This is a genomic window from Winogradskyella sp. 266wxhm (assembly GCF_058964685.1).
The window spans coordinates 46,669-69,630 of the sequence record NZ_CM179559.1; the positions used below are offsets into that span (position 1 = coordinate 46,669).

The following is a 22,962-nucleotide window of genomic DNA, read 5'->3' on the forward strand; positions in this document are numbered from 1 at the left end:
AAATTATATAAAAAAAGTGTTGTTTTATTAATTAAACATTATATATTTGCACCCGCATTAGAGAAACACATTTAGTGCTTTTGACCGGGTAGCTCAGTTGGTAGAGCATCTCCCTTTTAAGGAGAGGGTCCTGGGTTCGAGCCCCAGCCCGGTCACAAAAAAAGTTAAGCAAATTGCTTAACTTTTTTTTTACCTTTACTTTTTAAAGGCGCACGTGGCGGAATTGGTAGACGCGCCAGCTTGAGGGGCTGGTGGACAATAGTCCGTGGAAGTTCGAGTCTTCTCGTGCGCACTTTTTCATATTTCTTTTCTCAAAATCATTCATTTTATAACCTAACATTATTAATTTTTGTTAATTCTGGCTTTTGTATTGATTTAAAACTTATTTTTGTTTAAACATTTTTTAAAAAGAATGAACAATATTAAAAATAGGTTTAGCATTAAAGATTTAGAAAATCTTACAGGCATAAAAGCTCATACTATTAGAATTTGGGAAAAACGCTATAATCTATTAGAACCAAAGCGCACAGATACCAATATTAGATATTACGATCTAGAAAACTTTCAAAAGTTACTCAATGTTAGCTATCTGAACAATAATGGTTATAAGATTTCAAAAATCGCTACTATTGATGAGCCACAAATCCCTGTTTTGGTTAAAGAAATTGCAGCTAAAAGTAGTTTAGACAACCACGCTATAAATGCCTTTAAGCTCTCTATGCTAAACTTTGATCAAAGTTTATTCTTTAAAACTTATGCATCACTGCTTGAAGAAAAAGATTTCAATGAGATATTCTACAATATTTTTATTCCTCTGTTAGATGAAATTGGCCTATTATGGCAAACCGACACCATCACTCCTGCTCATGAACACTTTTTATCGTCTTTAATTAGACAAAAGATTCTAATTAATACCGAAAAGGCTCAAATGCAGATAAAGGAGCGATCCAAAAAAACATTTGTACTATTTCTACCTGAAAATGAAGTTCACGAATTAGGCCTAATGTTTATCAACTATAGATTATCAGAGAAAGGCTATCACACTATTTTCCTAGGACAAAGTGTCCCTTTAGATAGTCTTAAAGACATTCTTAATTATTACGATGATGTCACCTACATTTCTTATTTTACTATCCATCCTACAAAAGAAGAAGTTGTAGATTACCTTCAAGATTTTGATAATTTAATTATGAAAAAGTCAAAATCTCAACTTTGGGTATTAGGAAAAATTTTAGAAGATGTTCAACACAATAAACTTCCAAAAGGAATTACTTCTTTTCAAAATATAAAAAACCTAATAGACAAACTTTAATGAGTAAGACAGTATCTATAATCGGTTCAGGTTTTTCAGCATTATCAGCATCCTGCTATTTGGCAAAATCTGGCTATAACGTATCTATATATGAGAAAAATGATACTGTTGGCGGAAGAGCGAGACAATTAATTAAAGAGGGTTTTACGTTTGATATAGGTCCTAGTTGGTATTGGATGCCAGATATTTTTGAAAAGTTTTTTAATGATTTTGGAAAAAGCTCTAGTGACTACTATCAATTAGATAAGTTAAATCCTGCTTACAAAATATTTTTTGGGGACGATACTATTACCATTGGAGATCATATGGATGGTATTTGTGAAGAATTTGAACGTATTGAACCAGGAAGCTCCAAACCTTTACGTAAATTCATTAAAACAGCTCAAGAGCATTACGATATTGCTATCAACAAAGTGGTTTTAAAGCCTGGGATTTCACCATTTGAATTAGTTACAAAAGATACAATTACAAGAGTAGACCAGTTCTTTAAAACGATAAGTTCTGAGGTTAGAAAGAATTTTAAAAACCCTAAACTCATTTCAACTCTAGAATTTCCTGTGCTATTTTTAGGTGCTAAACCTAGTGACACTCCTTCTTTTTACAGCTTTATGAATTATGCCGATTTTGGCTTAGGCACTTGGCATCCAAAAGGCGGTATGTATGAAATCATTAAGGCTATGAAAAGCTTAGCAGAAAGTTTAGGCGTTTCAATTCACACAAATAGTAATGTTGAAAAAATTAATGTTGAAAACGGAAAATCAACAAGTATTGTTGTAAATGGCGAAACCATAACCTCTGATCTCATTCTAAGTGGTGCAGATTATCATCATACAGAAACACTATTAGACAAACAACATAGACAGTACAGTGAAACTTATTGGGACAAAAGAACGTTTGCTCCCTCTTCCCTATTGTTTTATGTTGGGTTCAGTAAGAAATTAGAAAACGTTGAGCATCATAATCTTTTTTTTGACACTGATTTTGAAGCTCACGCAGAAGAAATTTATGACCATCCAAAATGGCCAGAGAAACCATTATTCTACGCTAATTTTCCATCTGTTACAGATAAAAGCATGGCTCCTGATGATTGTGAAACGGGATTTTTCCTTATCCCAATTGCAACAGATTTAGAAGATACGGAAAAGCTTAGAGAGCGCTATTTTGAGAAAATCATTAGCCGATTTGAGAAACTCACAGGTCAAAGTGCTAAAAATTTCATACTTTTTAAGGAGTCTTTCTGTGTTAACGATTTTAAAAGCGAATACAATTCATACAAAGGCAACGCTTATGGTATGGCAAATACACTTAGACAAACCGCTTTTTTAAGACCAAAACTTAAAAGCAAAAAGGTGAAAGACCTATATTTTACAGGACAGTTAACAGTTCCTGGACCAGGAGTACCACCATCATTAATTTCAGGTAAGCTTGTTGCCGAATTAATCAATAAAAATCAAAGTTTAACCGCTAAGGCATAAATATTTTAATTATGAAATCAATTTTCGACAATGTCTCAAGAGAATGTAGCAAGACTGTTACGAATGCTTACAGTACATCATTCTCTATGGCTACAAAAATGCTGTCACCAAAAATAAGACAGGATATCTATAATATTTATGGCTTTGTAAGATTTGCTGATGAAATCGTAGATACTTTTCACGATTATGACAAAGAGAAACTCTTCAATAATTTTGAAGCTGATTTAGAAGAAGCTCTGAATGCTAAAATCAGTTTAAATCCCATTCTAAATGCGTTTCAAGAGACTTATCATAGATATAACATAGATAAACACTTGGTTGATGCTTTTATGAACAGTATGCGATTAGATCTTTATAAAAAAGATTATCTAACTACTGAAGAGTACAAAAATTACATCTACGGATCTGCTGATGTTGTTGGTTTAATGTGCTTAAAGGTGTTTGTAAAAGGTGATGAAGAAAAATACAATGACTTAAAGCAATCTGCAATGAGTCTAAGTTCTGCTTTTCAAAAAGTAAATTTCTTACGTGATTTAAAGGCTGATTTTGAAGATTTGAACCGAACCTATTTTCCAAATACAGATTTAAGTCAATTAGACGAAAATTCTAAACGAACTATCATAGAAGAGATTGAGAAAGATTTTGCTGAAGGTTTAAAAGGGATAAAGCGCTTACCTCTAGAAGCTAAATTTGGAGTATTTATGGCGTATCGCTATTACAACAAATTATTAGAAAAGTTGAAAAACACTCCTGCTCTTCAAATCAAATCAACTAGGATAAGAGTTCCTAATTATAGAAAGGTTGAGTTATTAACTAGGAGTTACGTAAAGTATCAACTAAATTTACTGTAACCTAAAATAAACTGCTATGCAAACTGTTTTTTGGATTATAATATTTCTTGGAACATTCTTTATTATGGAATTCAATGCGTGGTTTACCCACAAATATATTATGCATGGATTCTTATGGAGTTTACATAAAGACCATCACAAAAAAGATCATGATAGCTGGTTTGAGCGCAACGATGCTTTCTTTATTTTTTATGCTGTTGTTAGTATGACTTGTTTCTACCTGTGGAGCTATGAAAGCGTTTGGTACACTCTACCTATTGGTTTGGGGATTTTATTTTATGGTATTGCCTATTTTGTGGTGCATGACATTTTTATTCACCAACGCTTTAAATGGCTTAGAAATATAGATAACAAATATGCTAGAGGTGTAAGAAGAGCTCATAAAATTCACCACAAACATTTAGGAAAAGAGCATGGAGAAAACTTCGGGATGCTAATTGTACCTTTCAAATACTTTAAATAAGTTATTCACTCAAGAGTTGATCTAGCTGATTTCTTACTTTGTCACTATTCCAATTTACAGCACCAGATTCATCTACAACAATTTCTCCCTTTTTATTTATGATAAAAGTTCGAGGAATTATGCTTGTTTTAAGTGTCTTTGGACTTTCCTTTAAAGGATTATAAATTTTAAAATTATAACCTTTATCCTCTTTGAATTTTGCCACACGATCAAAATCTTCATTGGTTACAAATAGAAATATCACTTTATCTTTATAATCATCATATAACTTTTGAAAACTTGGCATTTCGGCTATGCATGGAGGACACCAAGTTGCCCAAAAGTTTACCAGCACAACCCTCCCTTGAACTTCTGTAAAATTTAGAACTTTGTTGTCTTCAGACATTAGTTGCCAATTATGGTAACTCACCGTTTTTCTTTCACTTTCTTCTATTATTGAAGATTGATTTACAAAACTCAATCCTTTATGCATAAAGACTTGTAGAGCAACTCTTGTCTTTGGAATAATCAACAGAATTATGACAATTAAAAAAATAATATTGGTTTTATTAATCTTCGATTTCATGGGAATATTAAATCATTGTATTTGCGTCAAACGTAAAATAAATTATCAGAAAATAGCGTGATAAAAGTTACATTTTAAAAATAAAAAATAGAAAAGCGCACCATAAAAAGTACGCTTCTCGTTTAACAATTAATAAATAAACTAAGCGTTATTCCATAAACACCACAGGACAATTAACCGTTGCCACGCCTGTAGCTAAAATGTTCGCCATTCCAGCAGAAGACAGGTTATTAACTATATCAAAATCCATATTGTCATAGACATTTACACTCCATAAAGGCGAGTAAAAATCATCTTGTGGTAAAGAGGCTATAACATTGTGTGTTTGGTCAGTTCCCGTTTCCGAAACAAATCCTGATGCTGGTCCACTTTCTGGATTAGAATCATCAGGGTTGATATTAAAACTTACATATATTGGTGATAACGGTACTATGTTTGAAGCACCTCCATCAAGAATTTTCTCGAAAAATGAAAAATAATATACCACTTGATCTTTATACCAACCCATATGTATTTCATTATCTTCACTTCCCAATCTCATTGATGCCGTAGAACCTTCAGGAACTACAGGACAGTTTACAATAGTTGAAGTAGCTTGAATCTCATAACCTGACGCCAATAAATCTTGCATACTTGTTATAGTATTCGCAACATAGTCATCAGAAACAATAACTCTATTTACTTGCCAAAAATCATTGTAACCAGCATCTCCTGGAATAACATCTATAAGGTTTATTTGATTTTCAACAGCATTACCTTCAGTATCAAAAAATAAAAATATTGGTGCCGGATTTGTAGATTGTACATCAAAATTATAATATCTCACTACATCACCACTTGGCGAAAAACCTTGGGTAATAAATGGTGCACCAGAGTCGTAATTAATAGGTTCATTAGCTTCAGGAAGTCCATTGGTTGCTGTTCTAACCATAAGTGTGCCAGCATTTTCACTAAACCTATCCACACTTGCCTTAGGTGCAGTTTCAGGATCTAGAGCTGCAGGACGAGTGTTATTGTCGTCATCGCTACTACACGAATACATACTAAATGCCACTATACATGTGGCTAAAAACATTTTTTTAATCATCGCTTATTTAATTTTAAAATTATGGTTCAAAATTAATAAGCACGAAACTCCTAAAATGTTAGCTAGCTTACACTAAGCAGATTTTTTCAAGATTTTTATTTCTTTCCTATTAAAATCAATGAAGTTTTCATTTTTCAACTCATTCATCAAAATATTAAGTGTTGGTCTAGATGTACCAATTAAGGAAGCAATATCTTTTTGAGAATAGGGATGTCTTATAATTTGATTTCCTGTCTTTTCACAATCGTAACCATAATCTGAACAGAGCTCATTTATAAATTCAACCAAGCGCGTTTTGGTATCTTTAAAGAGTAAAAGCTGAAGACGTCTTTCAAGTTTCTTAAACTTAAAACCAATAAACTTATATACTTTTAGAGTAAATGTTTGATTATCTCTCATTAACTCGTGCATAGTGTCTACACCTATTGGACATATTGATGTAGATTTATCAATAGCTTGAGCGAATTCGGTTCTTTTATTCTCGCCTAAAATAGCTTTTTCCCCAAACAATTCCCCTTTCCCTAAAATAGCCATAATAACTTCAGAACCATCTTCATTATTATAGCCCAATTTCACCTTACCCTTATCAATTAGATAAACTTTGTTTGCCGCATCTTCTTCAAAATATATGTAATCATTCTTATTATATAAATTGAAAGTATGACATTCCTTGTACTCTTTTAACTTATGAGGACATAAAACCTTGAACAGGTTTACATCATTAAAAAACCAGATTGACTGCATTTTTAGAGGTTTTGGTTAGTTTAAAAATTGTCGCCAAAACCTAAATAATCTTACATAAAAAAGCCCTTAATTTCTTAAGGGCTTTCATGTTACTTTTAAAAAAGTATATTATTAAGCGTTTTGCTTTTTAATCAAGTTTAACGCAGAACCTTCATTATACCACTGAATTTGTGCAGCGTTATAGGTATGATTTAATTTAATAACATCTTTAGTTCCATCTGCATGAACAATTTCCAAAGTCAATTGTTTATCTGGTGCAAACTGATCTAAATCTAAGAAGTTGAATGTATCATCCTCTTGAATTAAATCGTAGTCATTTTCATTAGCAAACGTCAATCCTAACATACCTTGTTTCTTAAGGTTTGTTTCGTGAATACGCGCAAAAGACTTAACTATAACAGCCGCAACACCTAAGTGACGTGGCTCCATAGCTGCATGCTCTCTTGAAGAACCTTCACCATAATTGTGATCACCAACTACTATAGATTTGATACCAGCAGCCTTATAAGCTCTAGCAGTATCAGGAACACCTGCATACTCACCAGTCAATTGATTCTTAACAAAGTTAGTCTTCATACCAAAAGCATTTACAGCACCTATTAAACAGTTATTAGAAATGTTATCTAAGTGACCTCTAAAACGTAACCATGGTCCAGCCATACTAATATGGTCTGTAGTACATTTTCCGAATGCTTTTATTAATAATTTAGCACCTTTTACAGTATCACCAATAGGTTCAAAAGGAGTTAAAAGTTGAAGTCTCTCTGAATCTGGAGCAACTTTTACTTCTACACTACTTCCGTCAGCTTTAGGAGCTAAATATCCATTTTCTTTAACCTCAAAACCTTTAGGTGGTAATTCCCATCCTGTTGGTTCATCTAACATTACTTCTTCGCCATTTTCATTTATTAACTTATCTGTCATAGGATTAAAATCCAAACGACCAGCAATAGCAATAGCAGCAGTAATTTCAGGAGATGCCACAAAAGCATGCGTATTTGGGTTTCCATCAGCACGCTTAGCAAAGTTTCTGTTAAACGAATGCACTATACTGTTTTTTGGTGCATTTTTAGGATCGCTATATCTTGCCCATTGTCCAATACAAGGACCACAAGCGTTTGTAAATATTTTAGCATCTAATTTTTCGAATACCTCTAAAATACCATCTCTATCCGCAGTGTATCTTACTTGCTCAGAACCTGGGTTAATACCAAACTCTGCTTTAGTTTTTAAACCTTTATCTAAAGCTTGTTGCGCAATCGAAGCTGCTCTTGATAAATCTTCGTAAGATGAGTTAGTACAAGAACCGATTAGTCCCCATTCAACCTCTAAAGGCCATTCATTTTCAGTAGCCTTTTCAGTCATATTACTTCCTACTGGAGTTGATAAATCTGGAGTAAAAGGTCCGTTTAATAATGGATTTAATTCAGAAAGGTTTATTTCAATAACTTGATCGAAATATTGCTCAGGATTAGCATAAACTTCAGGATCTGCAGTTAAATACTCTTTAACTTTATTTGCTGCATCTGCAACATCAGCTCTATCTGTAGCACGTAAATAACGCTCCATAGATTCGTCATAGCCAAAAGTAGATGTAGTAGCACCTATTTCTGCACCCATGTTACAAATAGTTCCTTTACCTGTACATGACATTGATGTCGCTCCAGGACCAAAATATTCTACGATAGCACCAGTACCACCTTTTACAGTAAGTATATCGGCCACTTTTAATATTACATCTTTAGGTGCTGTCCAACCAGAAAGTTTTCCAGTTAATTTAACACCAATTAATTTAGGAAATTTAAGTTCCCAAGCCATTCCTGCCATTACATCAACAGCATCAGCACCACCAACTCCAATAGCTACCATACCAAGTCCACCTGCATTAACAGTATGAGAATCGGTACCAATCATCATTCCACCTGGGAATGCATAATTTTCTAAAACCACTTGGTGAATAATACCTGCTCCTGGTTTCCAGAAACCAATACCATATTTATTTGAAACTGATTCTAAAAAGTTAAAAACCTCACTACTTGTGTTGTTTGCATTTCTTAAATCTGTTGCAGCACCATCTTTTGCTTGAATTAAGTGGTCACAGTGAACCGTAGTTGGCACAGCCACCTTAGGTTTACCTGCTTGCATAAATTGTAATAATGCCATCTGAGCCGTAGCATCTTGACAAGCTACTCGGTCTGGTGCAAAATCTACATAATCTTTACCACGAACAAATGCTTGTGTTGGTTTTCCGTCCCATAAGTGGGAATACAATATTTTTTCAGAAAGGGTTAATGGTTTACCTACAATTTCCTTTGCTGCATCTACGCGCTCAGAAATTTGGGAATAAACCTCTTTAATCATATCAATGTCAAAAGCCATATAGTATATTTAAATGGTTGATAAATTGTTTATTTAGTGTAACAAAATTACGAATTTTAAAGAGCATTTTAAAATATGTAATAAAAATGCTTTTTCTCTGAAAATAATTCACAGTTCTTCTAAAAACCCTTTAAATCAATGAATAATTAACGGTAAAACAATTAGTTATACAATAATTTAACAAAACAAATTATTTAGAATGACTATGAATTACTTAACAACTGCTCTAAACTCGAATTTGCAGTCTAAAATTAGACAAAATCTAACCCACCACAAGCTTGAATTAATAACTTAATATTATAACTAAATAGTGATAGTTAATACTAAAATGAACTTTTGTAAAATAGAAAAGTTTAAGCTCTAAAATTTAGAAGACAATTAAAATCAAAGTGCAGTATTAAAACAGACTTTCTATTATTTTTTCGTCTGTAATACCTTCGGCTTCAGCTTTATAATTCTTGATAATTCTGTGACGAAGAATTCCTGTAGCAACGGCTTGGATATCTTCTATATCTGGAGAGAATTTTCCTTTAGTGGCAGCATGCGTTTTAGCCGCCAAGATTAAATTTTGCGAAGCTCTTGGTCCAGCTCCCCAATCCACAAACTCTTTCACCACTTCTGCAGCAGTACTTTCGTTAGGTCTGGTTTTACCAACTAATGACACAGCGTATTCAATAACGTTGTCTGCAACTGGTATACGACGTATCACATCTTGAAAATCTATAATTTCCTGTGCAGTAAACAGAGCATTAACCGTTTGTTTTACATCTGTTGTAGTAGATTTAACAACATCTACCTCTTCTTGAAATGAAGGATATTTTAAATTGATTGCAAACATAAAACGGTCTAACTGCGCTTCTGGTAACGGATAAGTACCTTCTTGCTCAATTGGGTTTTGTGTTGCTAAAACAAAGTATGGTAAATTTAATTTGTATTGGTGACCCGCAACCGTTACTGCTCTTTCTTGCATGGCCTCTAATAAAGCTGCTTGCGTTTTTGGTGGCGTTCTGTTTATTTCATCTGCTAAAATAATATTAGCAAATATGGGTCCTTTTATGAATTTAAAATGACGATTTTCATCTAAAATCTCACTACCAAGAATATCACTCGGCATTAAATCTGGTGTAAACTGAATTCTCTTAAAGTCTAAACCTAAAGCTTGGGCAATAGTATTAACCATTAAGGTTTTTGCCAAACCAGGAACACCTATTAAAAGTGAGTGACCTCCTGAAAAAATAGATATCAATATCTGATTAACTACATCCTCTTGACCAATAATTACTTTAGCAATTTCTTGTTTTAAGGTGTCGTATTTTTTTACAAAATTTTCAATTTTGGTTACATCAGACATACACTATTATTGTTTTAACCAGTTACTTTGAAACTCACAATCTCTGTACTCACCGTTTATTTTTATATAAGTTTCCTTAATAGTTTCTTTTTGCCACTTTGCGATAGCTTCAACTTGCTTGTCTTGTAAGGCTAGTTCTTTAATCTTTAAATAATCTCTTGCAAAGTCAGCTTTATGATCATCAATTCTATCTGTTACAGTAAGAATTTTGAACTTAATTCTGTTTACTCGATCTTCATCTTGATACACCTTACTAATTTCACCATCTTTTAAGTCTTGGATTTGCGTATAAAGTTCGGTATCTATTTTTGTTAATTCGAAATTGAAATCCTGAGTTGTTGGGTTTGTCATTTGCCCACCTTCATATTTAGTTTCTTTTTCATCACTAAACTCTCTTGCTGCTTCTGCAAATGTTAGCGTGCCATCTACAATTTTGGCTCTAACTTCATCGATTTTATCTTTTGCCTTTTGAACAGCTTCTTGGGTCAATTCTGGACGAAGTAGAATGTGCCTAACATCATACTCTTGACCTCTAATTTTTTCTAATAATATAATATGGTAACCAAAATCCGTTTCAAATGGTTCAGAGATTTCGCCTTCTTGTAATGAAAATGCAACATCTCTAAACTCTTTAACCATTCTTGGTTGTTTTCTATTTAGTGTATATTTTCCTCCTGTAGATTTAGAACCAGCGTCTTCTGTGTAAAATAACACCTTAGTTGTAAAACTTGAACCATTCTCTTCTACATCTTTCTTGAACCCTTTTAACTTCTCTATTACAGCTTGTTTGGCTTCTTCTGTTACTTCAGGAATAACAACTATTTGCGCTAGTTTTAACTCTGTACCAAAAGTTGGACGTTCATCTTCAGGAATATCATTGAAAAATGTTCTAACTTCCTCAGGAGTTACTTCTATTTCCTGAGTTACCTTTTTTTGCATTTCACTAGCGAGATAACCACTTTTATTAATTTCATACATTTCATCTCTCAGCGATTTCTCAGAATCTTTCTTATAGAATTTTAATAAACCATCCATATCGCCTTGAGTCTGTGCTAAAATTCCTTGTATTTGTTGATCTACTAAAGACTGAATGTATAATTCATTTACTAAAATACTATCTTGAATAGCTTGATGCGCATACAATTTACTCTCTAGCATACTACCAAAAAGTTCACATCTTGTTACACCAGATAAATCAGCTCCCTGTGCTTCAAGCTGTGCTATTTCTCTATCTAAATCTGATTCTAAAACTATAAAATCACCAACCACTGCCGCTACTCCATCCGCTTTAACGCGATCGGTATTACGAATAGTATCCTTAGCTTTTTCTAACTGAGGTTTTTCGTCTTCTATAATTTCTTGGGCACTTAAAAAGTTGAATGAAATAAAGCAAATAAAAAGGATTGCTCTAGTCATAAATTTGGAATTTATTGTTTTCAATGGCATCTTTTGTAATATCATTTTCGAGTTGCTTGATAAGCTCTAACTTTCTTTTATTTATAACAATCTGTCTGATTGAAGGTTTTACGTAGTCTAAAGGTGCATAATCATTTTGAAGACGTACGTCATTAACTTGCATCAAATATAGGTTTAATGAATCTTTGAGTTGTAAGAAATTAGTTTTTTTTAACAATTGGTCTTTATTTTCAAAAGAAACCACTGGAACTTTCTCTGCAACTTGACTAAACTTTACCCAAAGAGAATCATTTAATGAGTAGGCTTTAAACTGTACCGAAATAGAATCTAAATAACGTTTATCCTTATTTTTAAAACGCTGAAATCTATTTTTGATAGTGTCTAAATTAATAGGATTTAACGGTAAGCTGATATACCTAAACTGTAACAAGTCATCATTTAATTTAAATGATTCTTTATTAGCCTCATAAAACACTTCGGCTTCATTTGGATTAACAACCGTATCAATACTCTTATTTACCAAAGCTTCTAAATAAGCCTTAGTATATAAATCGCTTCTATACTGTTCTACAAGTTTTGAAAACTCATTCTGCTTTTCTTCAGATAGATTAACCAGAGCGCCATCCATTAAAAGCAATTGTCTAGCCCAACGGTTTATATAAGCATTTACTAATAAGGTACTGTCTTCTTTTGTAGCACCTTCTGGAACAACACCATTAATATCGTCTTGATATAAATAACTATCATTAACTCTAGCTACAGGAACACGATCATCTGTTTTTTTGAAAAAATCGCAGCTAGTAACCAGTATAAAAAGGGTAAGTATGTAAAAATTGTATTTCAAAAAACTAGTTTTCGATTTTAGATTTTATCGTTTTGAGAGCTTTATCGTTAACTTCAACATCAAAACGTTTGTGTAAATCGCTAATCCAATTGGCTTCTATTTCCATTTGGTAATCATTAATAACATTGCCTTTAGCCTCTTCTAAAGTTTTATTTCCTGAAGGCAACACAGCTTTAACATCTATTACATGAAAAGCGTCGTTGTGCATATAGACTTTAGATAATCCTTCTTTAGCATTAAAAGCTTTTGGCAACTTATTATCATCTGTACTAAAAGTACCTTTTGTAAAGATGATGTTTTGCTTTTTTTCAGAGTTTAGCGCTTCAGTTATGTCTTCTTGGGATTTGCCTTTCTTCATTAACTTAAGAGCTTTCTTTGCTATGGATTCATCGGCTGAAGAAGCCATCATCACCTCTACACGATCTTTCCATTGATATTCTGATTTGTGCTCATCATAGTATTTTTCAATTCCTAAAGAATCTTTTGAAGCTTTATTCCAGACTTCCTTTTCCATAAGGTCAAAAAGTAAAAGTCCGTCTCTATACTCTTTAAGTATATTAGCAAACTCTTCATTTTCATTCTCTAAATTATCTTCTCTGAATTGAAGTATTGCCTTTTCAAAATACGAATTATATTCATTTTCAATAAGCGTTGAGAATTTCAATGATCGACCAGCATACATACGTTGAGAATTCATTAGGTGACGGCCAAAATCATCATAACTGAAAGTCTTTTCATTGATTGAAAATAATTTCTCATCTGCTTTAAAATCTTCAGGAAGTTTCCAAGAACGCTTAAAATAATCTTCGGTTAAAATACCTTCAAAATAAACTTTCGCGTTTGAATTATGTGAAATTTTATAGCGCGATTTTAACTCTTCCACCATAACATCTTTAATAAGTTTAGATCTAGAATCTCTTTGTACTTTATTTTCTAGTTCTGGTCTTAACGCTTCAAGAGTTTTTAATGGTTCTAACTTTATGCGCTTAACAATGTGCCATCCGTAAGCTGTTTGAAAAGGTTTGCTAACATCTCCATCTTCTTTTAATGTAAAAGCTTCATCTTCAAATTTAATGGAACTCAACTGACCACTTTTAAAAGGCGCTAGTTTACCACCATTTCTTGCAGAGCTTTTATCATCTGAAAATTGTTTTGCTAAAGACTCAAAAGCCTCACCTTGGTTGAGCTTTTGATAAATATCTTTTATACGCTTTTCTGGATCGAATAAAGAGTCTTTTTCATTATTAGCCACCATAATATGAGCCGCTGTAATGGTACCTCTAGACTTTCGCCTATCATCAACCTTTACAACATGATAACCAAATTGTGTTCTAAAAGGCATTGAAATTTCACCTTTTGGAGTATTGTAAGCGGCTGTTTCAAAATCATAAACCATTTTAAACGCAGAGAAGTAGCCTAAATCTTCCAAGAAAACGGTCTGCCCATTGTGCTTTTTTGCTTTTACAGCGTCAAAACCTTCTTCCAAAACTTGCTCTCTTAATTTTAAAACCTGATTATATGCTTCTAAAGTATCTTTTTCAGTTTCTGCTAAACGCACTAAAATATGAGATGCTTTTATATCTTCATTACCTCTTTCATAAGCTTCTTTTACCAATTCATCAGTAACCTTATTTTCCGATAAGTAGTTTTTGATAAGCTGATTTTTATAATTGGAAAATTCGCGTTTATAGTTTTTATCTTCATCCAAACCTAAACGACGAGCTTCTTTAAGCTTTAACTGATATTCTGTGAATAATTTTAAATAGCCACCTATATCCTTTTGGCTTTCATCTTTTACTAAATCTAAGTTTTTGTTATAAACCCTAAGGAATTCAGAAGACATGATAGAATCACCATCAACAATTAGCAAAACCTCATCTTGGTTTTGAGCATACGAAAAATTCAATGCTAAAAGCAACAATAACAAACATCTAAGTTTAGCAGTCATAATGTTTTCTTCTTTTATTGTAATTCAGTTTTTTGAAGTTCAGCAAAAATAACATAAATAGGTTATTTAGCAAGTTGAGATTTTGCAACATTTAACAGTCTAGAAAAAACTTTGCCAAAGTACTATTTTGAGTTAAAAATGTAGTTTGAACAGTTAAAACGTATAAACGTCGATTAGGTTAATCTATTGTCAGTAATTTTTCTACATTTATTAAAAATCCCTCAGAATGAAATACACCACTGAAATTATTATTGAAAAACCTATTGAAGAAGTCATTCGGAAGATGGATTCTGTAGATAATTTGAAACATTGGCAAGAAGGCCTTGTTTCTACCGAACATGTTTCAGGAGTGCCAGGGGAAATGGGTTCTACAATGCGAATGAGTTATGATTTTGGCAAGCGGAAAATGGATCTTGTAGAAACCATAACAAAACAAGATTTTCCGAATGAATTTCATGCTACATACACCACCAAAGGTATGCGAAACATTCAAGAAAATTATTTTGAAAGTACTGCAAAAGGCTTTACAAAATGGACTACCGTAAATGAGTTTCAACCTACTACTTTTGCCATGAATGCCATGTTGTTTTTAATGCCTAGCGCTTTTAAAAAACAAACAAAAAAGTACATGACCTATTTTAAAAACTTTGTTGAAAAAGGAATTTCTGTTTTAGATGCGTAAACTTAAACTTATTTGGGATTTTAGAGGTCCTGCCAGTTTAAAAACTGCAGAACACCACCTCATTCACCTAAAGGAATATAAAGAATTAAACAATTTAGATATAGACATCACAGGTATTGAAACTATAAACGATATGCATAGTTATGCCTATTTAGTTGTTGACGAACCTGAGATGAAACCAATAAGAGATGCTCTAAAACCTCATAGAGGACAAGTGTATTCTGAGAGTTAAAATAATCTTTTAATAAACGCTTGAATAAATCGCTTTTTAGGTACCGACAACACAACTTTCAACTCTTGCCACAAGCTCGATTCTTCATCAAGAAACTTAAAAATCGTTTTTACATCCGCCTTTTTGAACATTGAAGAGAAAATAGCAGCTCCTTCTCCATTATGATTTGCCAAAACATCTAATAATATAGTATCGTAAAACGTATGCCGTGTTCTATTGGCAAATTTGGACAAGTCACTGTTGATTTTTAAATAAGCTACTAGTTCAATAGTCTTTTTGGTTGTATTTTTAAAGGTATAGCCTGTACTAGCTTTTGTCCAGCCTCCAGCTGTACCTATATTTAAAATATGATTTGAATTTAGTTTAGAAAAGTCAAAAGCCGTCATAGGTATAGCTCCAATTTCCTTTTCTACTATGGTATAATCAGAAATTTTCCGTTGTTTTAAGTATGCCTCTATAGCCTCTTCATATTCTGATTTATCAAGCAATTCTTTTGAAAATAAGGTATATTCAAATAAGGCTTGTTTCTTAGAAATAGGTAGGATATACATAAACCTTGTATTACACTTCTGAGGCACTTTAAAATCCATAAAAGTGGCTACAGAATCATCAAAGGTTTCTTCACTCGTTTCTATAAACCAACCTAAAAAATGCTGTTGCAAAACAGGATACTTCACCTGATTATCATAAACACCAAGATTTGGTAAACTATTAAAAAGTTGACAACCGGTAAAAGTTGACGTTTTTGTAATAACTTCTACAGCATCTTCAACCTCTTTAAAAGATTCAACTGTATCTTCAAAAAAACTAAAATTAGATTTTAAGTGAATTGATGTCCATAAAAAATCATAAAAACCAGAACTTCTTATCATTTTATATTGATAAGGATTAATCTCAATAGTTTCAGAAAAATCTTTACTTCCAAAAAATATTTTCTTCCACTTTTGGGTTAAAAGGTGATCCCACTCACCCTTATTTTCTTCCCAATAACACCAAGTTCTATCATCACCTTTGTTTTTAATTTTATCAATGATTAAGATGGATTTATCATCAAAAAATTCATCTTGAGACATTCTGTAAGCTAACATTAAACCTGAAGCACCTGCTCCTAAAATAATGTAATCGTATTTATTCAATTCTGTTGATTTTTGAGGAAATAAAGGTAAAACGAAAACTATTTTTATTTCAAAATGTTAAATTATCAATAATCCGTTTTGGTAATATACTCCAATTCATATAATTTTGCGCACTAATATGAAAGTCACTCTTAGAAAATATTTGTTTTTTATAAGCGCAATGTTATTGTGTAGTCTAGCAAATTTACAAGCTAGCGTAGCATATAACAGTGACGAAACATCATCTTATGAAATAATAGATGAAGATTTCTCAGAAGCACTTATAACAACTTTTCTTTCAGATTCTGCAACTTTCACTCCTATTCACAAGGACACAAAGAATGATTTATTTTTTGAAGGCAACGAAATCAATGAATCAGAAAACGAAGAATCTACAGTAAAACACAAATCTAATTTTCAACTTTCATTATTTGCAGCAACACTTAGTGCTGATTTGTATAGAAGTTTTTCTAACGAACTCCAAAGAAACATCTACAGACCTCAACCTGCTGTTACACAACAAGACACAAGACTTCACCTTAAGCTTCAGGTTTTTATAATTTGATTTTTTAAAGAATAGACTTTACACTATAAGTCTAATCCCTAGAACTATTCTTGTTCTAAAAAACACAAGCATCCATCAATTTGGATACTTACATTCAATATCATTTTATAAAAATTTTGAAAAAGTGAAAATCACAATAAAAACACTCGTTTTCACAGCCCTAATTTTAACCATATCATTAACTAGCTGTGAGAAAAAACATGAAGAAAAGCAAGATCATTCTGAGTTTCTTGTTACAAAACCTATAAAAAAGGATACCTCTACAACCAAAGACTATGTTAGTCAAATCCACTCTATAAGACACATTGAACTTAGAGCATTAGAAAAAGGTTATCTGAAACAAATATCAGTAGACGAAGGTCAGCATGTTAAAGAAGGCCAACTGATGTTTAAGATTATGCCAAACATCTACGAAGCTGAACTTCAAAAAGCCAAAGCAGAATCTGATGTTGCTGAAATTGAGCTAAAAAACACACAGCTATTGGCTGATGGAAACGTTGTTTCTCCTAACGAATTAGCTATGGCTAAAGCCAATCTAAACAAAGCCAAAGCCGAAGTGGCACTTGCTCAAACACATCTTGGTTTTACAAATGTAAAAGCCCCTTTTGATGGAATCATGGATCATCTCGAAGTTAGAGAAGGAAGTCTACTAGACGAAGGTGAGTTGTTGACTACTTTATCTGACAACAGTAAAATGTGGGTGTATTTTAACGTTCCTGAAACAGAATACCTTGATTACATAATGAGTAAGGACAAGGATTCTAAAAAACAAGTTGAACTATTAATGGCCAACAATAGAAAATTCAACCAAAAAGGTATTGTTGAAACTATTGAAGGTGAGTTTAACAGCGAAACAGGAAATATTGCTTTTAGAGCTACTTTTCCAAATCCTGATGGTATTTTAAGACATGGTGAAACAGGTAGTATACTAATGACTGTGCCGTACAAAGATGCGCTAATCATTCCACAAAAAGCGACATTCGAAATTTTAGATAAAACCTATGTCTTTGTTATTGACAAATCTAATGTAGTTAGACAGAAAGAAGTAAGCATTGCTGCAGAATTACCTCACTTGTACATTATCAACAAAGGGCTTTCTGAAAGTGACACTATTCTATTGGAAGGTATAAGAATGGTTAAGAACAATCAGGAAATACACACTAAATTTCTTGAGCCTAACCAAGTACTGTCTGAGCTAGACCTCTATGCTGAGTAATTTTTAGAATTTAATCTACAAAGACATGTTTAAAAAATTTATAAAAAGACCCGTCTTGGCTATTGTCATTTCGGTAATCATACTATTTATAGGTGGTCTTTCAATCAAGCAACTACCTATATCACAATTTCCACAGATTGCTCCTACTACGGTAAACATTTTTATTGCTTATCCTGGTTCGAGTTCTGAAGTATTAGTAAACTCTACACTTATTCCTCTTGAAACTGCTATAAACGGTGTACAAGGTATGCGTTATATTGCTTCTGATGCAACCAGTGCTGGTGAAGCAACAATTAGAGTTATTTTTGAGCCTGGTACTGATCCCAATCAAGCTGTTGTTCGTGTAAAAACTCGTGTAGATCAGGTAATGCCACTTCTTCCTGAATTGGTACAACGTGAAGGTGTTATTATTACTCCTATTCAACCAAGTATGTTGATGTATGTTAACCTTTCTAGTACAGACAAAGACAATGATGAAAAATTCCTCTACAACTACGCTTACACTAAGATTGTTCCAGAAATACAACGTATTAATGGTATTGCAAGTGCCCAAATTTTAGGTAGTAGAAAGTATGCTATGCGTGTTTGGTTAAAACCAGACCGTATGCGCGCTTATAATATATCTGCAGAAGAAGTGCTGGAAGCTATGCAAGAACAAAGTATTCTAGCACGTCCTGGACGTTTGGGTAGAAGTTCTGGTATTACCTCACAATCTTTAGAATATGTATTAACCTATCAAAATCGCTATAATGAACCCGAGCAATATGAAGATATTATAATTCGCGCCAACAAAGAAGGTGAAATTATAATGCTGAAGGATATTGCCGATGTAAAATTAGGAAGTGAGTTTTTTGATATCTACTCCAATTTAGACGGAAAACCTTCAGCCTCTATAGTCTTAAAACAAACCTTTGGTAGTAATGGTAGTGATGTTATTGATGCGGTTAAAGAAAAATTAGATGAGTTAAAAGAAGAACTACCACCAAATGTAGACTTCAATATAAGCTATGATGTCTCTAACTTTTTAGATGCTTCCATAGAACAAGTATTACACACACTACGAGACGCGTTTATATTGGTTGCTGTAGTTGTATTTTTATTTTTAGGTGATTGGCGTTCTACATTAATTCCAATTATTGCCGTTCCTGTATCCTTAGTTGGTGCGTTTTTTATAATGCAACTTTTTGGACTTTCCATAAATTTAATTACTCTTTTTGCCCTAGTACTTGCTATTGGTATTGTCGTCGATGATGCTATTGTTGTCGTGGAGGCTGTCCATGTTAAAATGCATGAAAAACACTTGAGTCCGTATCAAGCTTCTAAAGAAGTTTTAGGTGAAATTGGTGGTGCTATTATAGCTATAACATTAGTGATGGTTTCGGTGTTTATTCCAATATCATTTATGACAGGACCTGTTGGTGTATTCTATCGTCAGTTCTCAATTACTATGGCTGGTTCTATTTTAATTTCAGCACTTGTTGCATTAACATTAACTCCTGTTTTATGCGCCATGTTACTTAGAAACAATCATGGCAAAAAGAAAAAATCGCTGGCTGATAAGTTTATTGATGGTTTTAATAATGGTTTTGAAAAACTGACAGGTAAATACGTAAAAGTACTTAACAAAATTGTAGCGAGACGCATCGTAACTTTTGGAATATTAGCGGTGTTTTGTGCCGGAATATTTTTCACAAACCAAGTATTACCAGCCGGATTTATTCCTAACGAAGACCAAGGAATGATCTATGCCATCATTCAAACACCTCCTGGTGCAACTTTAGAGCGCACTAATGATGTGGCTAAAAAACTTCAAAAAATATGCGAAGAAACCGAAGGTGTAGAATCGGTATCATCTCTTGCTGGTTATGAAATTATGACAGAAGGTCGTGGTTCTAACGCTGGTACATGTTTAATCAACCTAAAACCATGGTCTGAGCGTCATCATTCAGTACACGAAATCATGGAAGAACTAGAAGAAGAAACCAAAGATTTGGGTGCCGTAATTGAATACTTTGAGCCACCAGCTGTACCTGGTTTTGGTTCTTCTGGTGGTTTCTCAATGCGTTTATTAGATAAAACCAATTCTACTGACTACCATAAGTTTGAAGACATCAATAACAAGTTTATGGAGGCGTTATCTAAACGTAAAGAAATAACTGGTCTGTTTACTTTCTATTCGGCTAATTATCCTCAATACGAACTTAAAATCAACAATAAAATTGCCATGCAAAAAGGGGTTACCATTAGTAAAGCTATGGAAAACCTAAACATTTTAATTGGTAGTACTTATGAGCAAGGTTTTATTCGTTTTGGTAGATTCTTTAAAGTTTACACACAAGCAGGACCTGAGTATCGTAGATTACCTTCGGATCTAGAAAAACTATTTGTGAAAAATGAAGAAGGCGAAATGGTGCCTTATTCGGCATTTATGTCTATTGAAAAGAAATTAGGTCCTAACGAAATTACACGTTACAACCTTTACAATTCAGCTTCAATACGTGGATTGCCTGCAAAAGGTTTTACTAGTGGTGATGCTATTAATGCTATCCAAGAAGTTGCCGCAAAAGAACTACCAAGAGGTTATGATATTGCTTGGGAAGGTCTGTCATACGACGAAGCTGGCAGAGGTAATGAATCTATTTACATTTTTATTGTAGTATTGGTATTTGTATACTTTGTTTTGGCAGCACAATACGAAAGTTTCCTATTGCCATTAGCAGTTATTTTATCCTTACCTGTTGGTGTTTTTGGATCATTCTTCCTATTAAAAGTTATGGGACTAGCCAATGATGTTTACGCGCAAATTGGCGTCATAATGCTCGTCGGCTTATTAAGTAAAAATGCGGTATTAATAGTAGAATATGCTGTACAAAAACAACAGCAAGGTGCTACGGTTTTAGAAGCTGCAATTGAAGGAGCAAAAGCACGTTTCCGTCCTATTTTAATGACATCTTTTGCATTTATCGCTGGATTAATTCCATTGGTTATTGCAACAGGTGCTGGTGCTATTGGTAACAAAACTATTGGTGGTTCTTCTATGGGTGGAATGCTTGTAGGTACCTTTTTTGGAGTGCTTGTCATTCCAGGCCTATACTACATTTTTGCTAAAATGGCAGAAGGAAAAAGCCTTATTAAAGATGAGAGCAACGAGCCACTTTCAGAAGAATTTATTAGAAACAGTGAGGCTGAAAACCAAACGCGCACTAATACTGAAAGCATTAGCAAACTGAAAAAATTATTAAAAAAACTTAGTAAAAGTAATAAAGATGAATAAATCTAAATTTAAAAGCTGGTACCTACTTAGCCTTTTGATTATTCTCTTTTTAAATTCTTGTGTACCTACACAAAAAGCTATTAGAGAAGAAAACAAGGAAGTACCTCAGCAATATAAAAATCAGTCTTCAGACACAGTCAGCTCTGCATCTGTACAGTGGAAAGATTTTTTTAAAGATCCAAAATTAGTCGCTCTTATTGATACCGCTTTAGCTAACAACCAAGAGTTGAATATTATGCTTCAGCAAATCACAAGAGCTAATAATGAAATTACTGTTAAAAAGGGTGAATACCTTCCTTTTGTAAACATTTATGCTGGTGCGGAAGTAGAAAAAGTTGGCGAATACACCAGAAACGGAGCTGTAGAACACAATCTTAACGTTCGTGAAGATGAAGAATTTCCAGAACCATTGACTGATTTCTCGGTTGGACTTTCTGCCTCTTGGGAATTAGATGTCTGGAAAAAACTACGGAATGGTAAAAAAGCAGCAGTTTTAGAATACCTCAGCACTATTGAAGGCAAAAACTTTATGGTTACAAATTTGGTTTCTGAAATAGCGAGTTCGTATTATGAGCTACAAGCTTTAGACAATCAACTAGAAATCATTGAGCAAAACCTAGACATCCAACAAAATGCTCTTAAGATGATAAGACTGCAAAAAGAAGCGGCGAGAGCAACACAATTAGCAGTGAGACGTTTTGAAGCTGAAGTGTACAAGAATCAAAGTAATAAATTCAAAGTTCAGCAAAGTATTGTTGAAACAGAGAATAAAATCAATTTTCTTGTAGGTCGTTTTCCTCAAACTATCGAGAGGGATTCCGATGAATTTATTGGTACTCCAATAGATACTATTTACACTGGTATTCCTTCTCAATTATTGGCAAACAGACCAGATATCAGACAAGCCGAATATGAACTTGAAGCTTCAAAACTAAATGTTAGTATAGCTAGAGCTAACTTCTACCCTTCTGTAGGAATAAAAGCTGGTGTTGGTCTACAGGCATTTAAAACTAAATATCTAACCTCAACTCCTGAATCGTTACTGTATTCTTTAGTTGGTGATGTGGTGAGTCCGTTGATTAACAGAAATGCTATTAAAGCAGAATATAAAAATGCAAATAGCAGACAGCTTCAAGCCGTTTTTGAGTATGAGAAAGCTATTCTTAATGGTTACATTGAAGTGGCCAATGAACTTTCTAATATCAGTAATTTAAAAGAAAGTTACAGATTAAAAGAAGAGCAAGTTAATGCGCTTAATGAGTCTATTGAATTATCTATCAAACTGTTTAAATCTGCAAGAGCTGAATATACAGAAGTACTCTTTACACAAAGGGAAGCCCTGGATTCTAAAATTGAAATAATTGAAACCAAAAGAGATCAACTTTTGGCTAACGTAAAACTATATCAAGCTTTAGGTGGAGGTTGGAATACTTCTATGTAAAA

At 33.2% G+C, this 22,962-nt stretch carries 19 protein-coding genes and 2 tRNA genes; 12 read left to right on the forward strand and 9 right to left on the reverse strand.

The genetic code is table 11. The annotated features are described in order from the left end of the window. Window positions 1-82: 82 nt before the first annotated feature. The 6 genes from AC2H4K_RS00240 (at window position 83) to AC2H4K_RS00265 (ending at window position 4,101) form a co-directional block, all read left to right on the forward strand. A tRNA-Lys gene (locus AC2H4K_RS00240) sits at window positions 83-155 on the forward strand. Window positions 156-208: 53 nt separating this feature from the next. Beyond that, window positions 209-292, forward strand: a tRNA-Leu gene (locus AC2H4K_RS00245). Window positions 293-412: 120 nt separating this feature from the next. Beyond that, window positions 413-1,312, forward strand: a complete 900-nt coding sequence (locus AC2H4K_RS00250; protein ID WP_281141400.1) for a MerR family transcriptional regulator — start codon at window positions 413-415, stop codon at window positions 1,310-1,312. Continuing rightward, window positions 1,312-2,787 (forward strand): bifunctional phytoene desaturase/3,4-desaturase, encoded by a 1,476-nt coding sequence (crtID, locus tag AC2H4K_RS00255; protein WP_281141399.1) that lies wholly within the window; start codon window positions 1,312-1,314, stop codon window positions 2,785-2,787. The genes AC2H4K_RS00250 and crtID overlap by 1 nt, the downstream gene beginning before the upstream one ends. Before the next feature lie 11 nt (window positions 2,788-2,798). Next, window positions 2,799-3,638: a phytoene/squalene synthase family protein gene (locus AC2H4K_RS00260; protein WP_281141398.1), complete on the forward strand. Its 840-nt coding sequence runs from the start codon at window positions 2,799-2,801 to the stop codon at window positions 3,636-3,638. 16 nt (window positions 3,639-3,654) lie between these two features. Next, window positions 3,655-4,101, forward strand: a complete 447-nt coding sequence (locus tag AC2H4K_RS00265) for a sterol desaturase family protein (RefSeq protein ID WP_281141397.1) — start codon at window positions 3,655-3,657, stop codon at window positions 4,099-4,101. Window position 4,102: 1 nt separating this feature from the next. Here AC2H4K_RS00265 and AC2H4K_RS00270 read toward each other — a convergent pair whose 3' ends face one another. From AC2H4K_RS00270 to AC2H4K_RS00305, 8 genes are all read right to left on the reverse strand, one after another. After that, window positions 4,103-4,573 (reverse strand): TlpA family protein disulfide reductase, encoded by a 471-nt coding sequence (locus AC2H4K_RS00270; RefSeq protein WP_281141396.1) that lies wholly within the window; start codon window positions 4,571-4,573, stop codon window positions 4,103-4,105. A gap of 241 nt (window positions 4,574-4,814) precedes the next feature. Then, window positions 4,815-5,753 carry a hypothetical protein gene (locus AC2H4K_RS00275; RefSeq protein ID WP_281141395.1) on the reverse strand — a complete coding sequence of 313 codons (939 nt, stop codon included), beginning with the start codon at window positions 5,751-5,753 and terminating at the stop codon, window positions 4,815-4,817. Window positions 5,754-5,825: 72 nt separating this feature from the next. Further along, window positions 5,826-6,497: a Crp/Fnr family transcriptional regulator gene (locus tag AC2H4K_RS00280; protein ID WP_281141394.1), complete on the reverse strand. Its 672-nt coding sequence runs from the start codon at window positions 6,495-6,497 to the stop codon at window positions 5,826-5,828. 111 nt (window positions 6,498-6,608) lie between these two features. After that, window positions 6,609-8,876 carry an aconitate hydratase gene (locus AC2H4K_RS00285; protein ID WP_281141393.1) on the reverse strand — a complete coding sequence of 756 codons (2,268 nt, stop codon included), beginning with the start codon at window positions 8,874-8,876 and terminating at the stop codon, window positions 6,609-6,611. A gap of 397 nt (window positions 8,877-9,273) precedes the next feature. Then, window positions 9,274-10,227: an AAA family ATPase gene (locus AC2H4K_RS00290; protein WP_493742663.1), complete on the reverse strand. Its 954-nt coding sequence runs from the start codon at window positions 10,225-10,227 to the stop codon at window positions 9,274-9,276. A 6-nt stretch (window positions 10,228-10,233) separates the two neighbouring features. Beyond that, a complete protein-coding gene (locus tag AC2H4K_RS00295; RefSeq protein ID WP_493742664.1) occupies window positions 10,234-11,643 on the reverse strand; it encodes a peptidylprolyl isomerase in 1,410 nt (469 codons plus the stop codon). After that, window positions 11,636-12,487 (reverse strand): peptidyl-prolyl cis-trans isomerase, encoded by an 852-nt coding sequence (locus AC2H4K_RS00300; RefSeq protein WP_493742665.1) that lies wholly within the window; start codon window positions 12,485-12,487, stop codon window positions 11,636-11,638. Before AC2H4K_RS00300 ends, AC2H4K_RS00295 begins: the two co-directional genes overlap by 8 nt. Window positions 12,488-12,491: 4 nt before the next feature. Beyond that, entirely contained in the window at window positions 12,492-14,435 is a 1,944-nt protein-coding gene (locus AC2H4K_RS00305; RefSeq protein ID WP_493742666.1) for a peptidylprolyl isomerase, read from the reverse strand. A 226-nt stretch (window positions 14,436-14,661) separates the two neighbouring features. On the opposite strand from AC2H4K_RS00305, the gene AC2H4K_RS00310 reads away from it, so the two are divergent. Together AC2H4K_RS00310 and AC2H4K_RS00315 are read left to right on the forward strand one after the other, a co-directional pair. Then, entirely contained in the window at window positions 14,662-15,117 is a 456-nt protein-coding gene (locus tag AC2H4K_RS00310) for an SRPBCC family protein (RefSeq protein WP_281141388.1), read from the forward strand. After that, the gene (locus AC2H4K_RS00315) at window positions 15,110-15,349 is read left to right on the forward strand and encodes a hypothetical protein (protein ID WP_281141387.1); all 240 of its coding nucleotides are present in this window, start codon (window positions 15,110-15,112) and stop codon (window positions 15,347-15,349) included. Before AC2H4K_RS00310 ends, AC2H4K_RS00315 begins: the two co-directional genes overlap by 8 nt. Here the strand turns inward: AC2H4K_RS00315 and AC2H4K_RS00320 are convergent. Further along, complete coding sequence (locus AC2H4K_RS00320) at window positions 15,346-16,485, reverse strand: lycopene cyclase family protein (RefSeq protein ID WP_281141386.1); 1,140 nt, start codon at window positions 16,483-16,485, stop codon at window positions 15,346-15,348. The genes AC2H4K_RS00315 and AC2H4K_RS00320 overlap by 4 nt on opposite strands. A gap of 118 nt (window positions 16,486-16,603) precedes the next feature. Between AC2H4K_RS00320 and AC2H4K_RS00325 the strand changes: the two genes are divergently transcribed. The 4 genes from AC2H4K_RS00325 (at window position 16,604) to AC2H4K_RS00340 (ending at window position 22,960) form a co-directional block, all read left to right on the forward strand. Beyond that, window positions 16,604-17,029: a hypothetical protein gene (locus tag AC2H4K_RS00325; RefSeq protein WP_281141385.1), complete on the forward strand. Its 426-nt coding sequence runs from the start codon at window positions 16,604-16,606 to the stop codon at window positions 17,027-17,029. A 124-nt stretch (window positions 17,030-17,153) separates the two neighbouring features. Beyond that, entirely contained in the window at window positions 17,154-18,245 is a 1,092-nt protein-coding gene (locus tag AC2H4K_RS00330) for an efflux RND transporter periplasmic adaptor subunit (protein ID WP_281141384.1), read from the forward strand. A gap of 25 nt (window positions 18,246-18,270) precedes the next feature. Continuing rightward, window positions 18,271-21,519 (forward strand): efflux RND transporter permease subunit, encoded by a 3,249-nt coding sequence (locus tag AC2H4K_RS00335; RefSeq protein WP_281141383.1) that lies wholly within the window; start codon window positions 18,271-18,273, stop codon window positions 21,517-21,519. After that, window positions 21,512-22,960 (forward strand): TolC family protein, encoded by a 1,449-nt coding sequence (locus tag AC2H4K_RS00340; RefSeq protein WP_281141382.1) that lies wholly within the window; start codon window positions 21,512-21,514, stop codon window positions 22,958-22,960. Before AC2H4K_RS00335 ends, AC2H4K_RS00340 begins: the two co-directional genes overlap by 8 nt. Window positions 22,961-22,962 lie beyond the last annotated feature (2 nt).

What these genes read in the sequence shown, in the direction of transcription:
- AC2H4K_RS00325 (WP_281141385.1), top strand. Translation starts at nt 16,604, where the DNA reads ATGAAAGTCACTCTTAGAAAATATTTGTTTTTTATAAGCGCAATGTTA.
- AC2H4K_RS00290 (WP_493742663.1), bottom strand. Translation starts at nt 10,227, where the DNA reads ATGTCTGATGTAACCAAAATTGAAAATTTTGTAAAAAAATACGACACC.
- crtID (WP_281141399.1), top strand. Translation starts at nt 1,312, where the DNA reads ATGAGTAAGACAGTATCTATAATCGGTTCAGGTTTTTCAGCATTATCA.
- AC2H4K_RS00250 (WP_281141400.1), top strand. Translation starts at nt 413, where the DNA reads ATGAACAATATTAAAAATAGGTTTAGCATTAAAGATTTAGAAAATCTT.
- AC2H4K_RS00275 (WP_281141395.1), bottom strand. Translation starts at nt 5,753, where the DNA reads ATGATTAAAAAAATGTTTTTAGCCACATGTATAGTGGCATTTAGTATG.
- AC2H4K_RS00285 (WP_281141393.1), bottom strand. Translation starts at nt 8,876, where the DNA reads ATGGCTTTTGACATTGATATGATTAAAGAGGTTTATTCCCAAATTTCT.
- AC2H4K_RS00295 (WP_493742664.1), bottom strand. Translation starts at nt 11,643, where the DNA reads ATGACTAGAGCAATCCTTTTTATTTGCTTTATTTCATTCAACTTTTTA.
- AC2H4K_RS00280 (WP_281141394.1), bottom strand. Translation starts at nt 6,497, where the DNA reads ATGCAGTCAATCTGGTTTTTTAATGATGTAAACCTGTTCAAGGTTTTA.
- AC2H4K_RS00260 (WP_281141398.1), top strand. Translation starts at nt 2,799, where the DNA reads ATGAAATCAATTTTCGACAATGTCTCAAGAGAATGTAGCAAGACTGTT.
- AC2H4K_RS00340 (WP_281141382.1), top strand. Translation starts at nt 21,512, where the DNA reads ATGAATAAATCTAAATTTAAAAGCTGGTACCTACTTAGCCTTTTGATT.
- AC2H4K_RS00305 (WP_493742666.1), bottom strand. Translation starts at nt 14,435, where the DNA reads ATGACTGCTAAACTTAGATGTTTGTTATTGTTGCTTTTAGCATTGAAT.
- AC2H4K_RS00310 (WP_281141388.1), top strand. Translation starts at nt 14,662, where the DNA reads ATGAAATACACCACTGAAATTATTATTGAAAAACCTATTGAAGAAGTC.
- AC2H4K_RS00335 (WP_281141383.1), top strand. Translation starts at nt 18,271, where the DNA reads ATGTTTAAAAAATTTATAAAAAGACCCGTCTTGGCTATTGTCATTTCG.
- AC2H4K_RS00265 (WP_281141397.1), top strand. Translation starts at nt 3,655, where the DNA reads ATGCAAACTGTTTTTTGGATTATAATATTTCTTGGAACATTCTTTATT.
- AC2H4K_RS00315 (WP_281141387.1), top strand. Translation starts at nt 15,110, where the DNA reads ATGCGTAAACTTAAACTTATTTGGGATTTTAGAGGTCCTGCCAGTTTA.
- AC2H4K_RS00270 (WP_281141396.1), bottom strand. Translation starts at nt 4,573, where the DNA reads ATGCATAAAGGATTGAGTTTTGTAAATCAATCTTCAATAATAGAAGAA.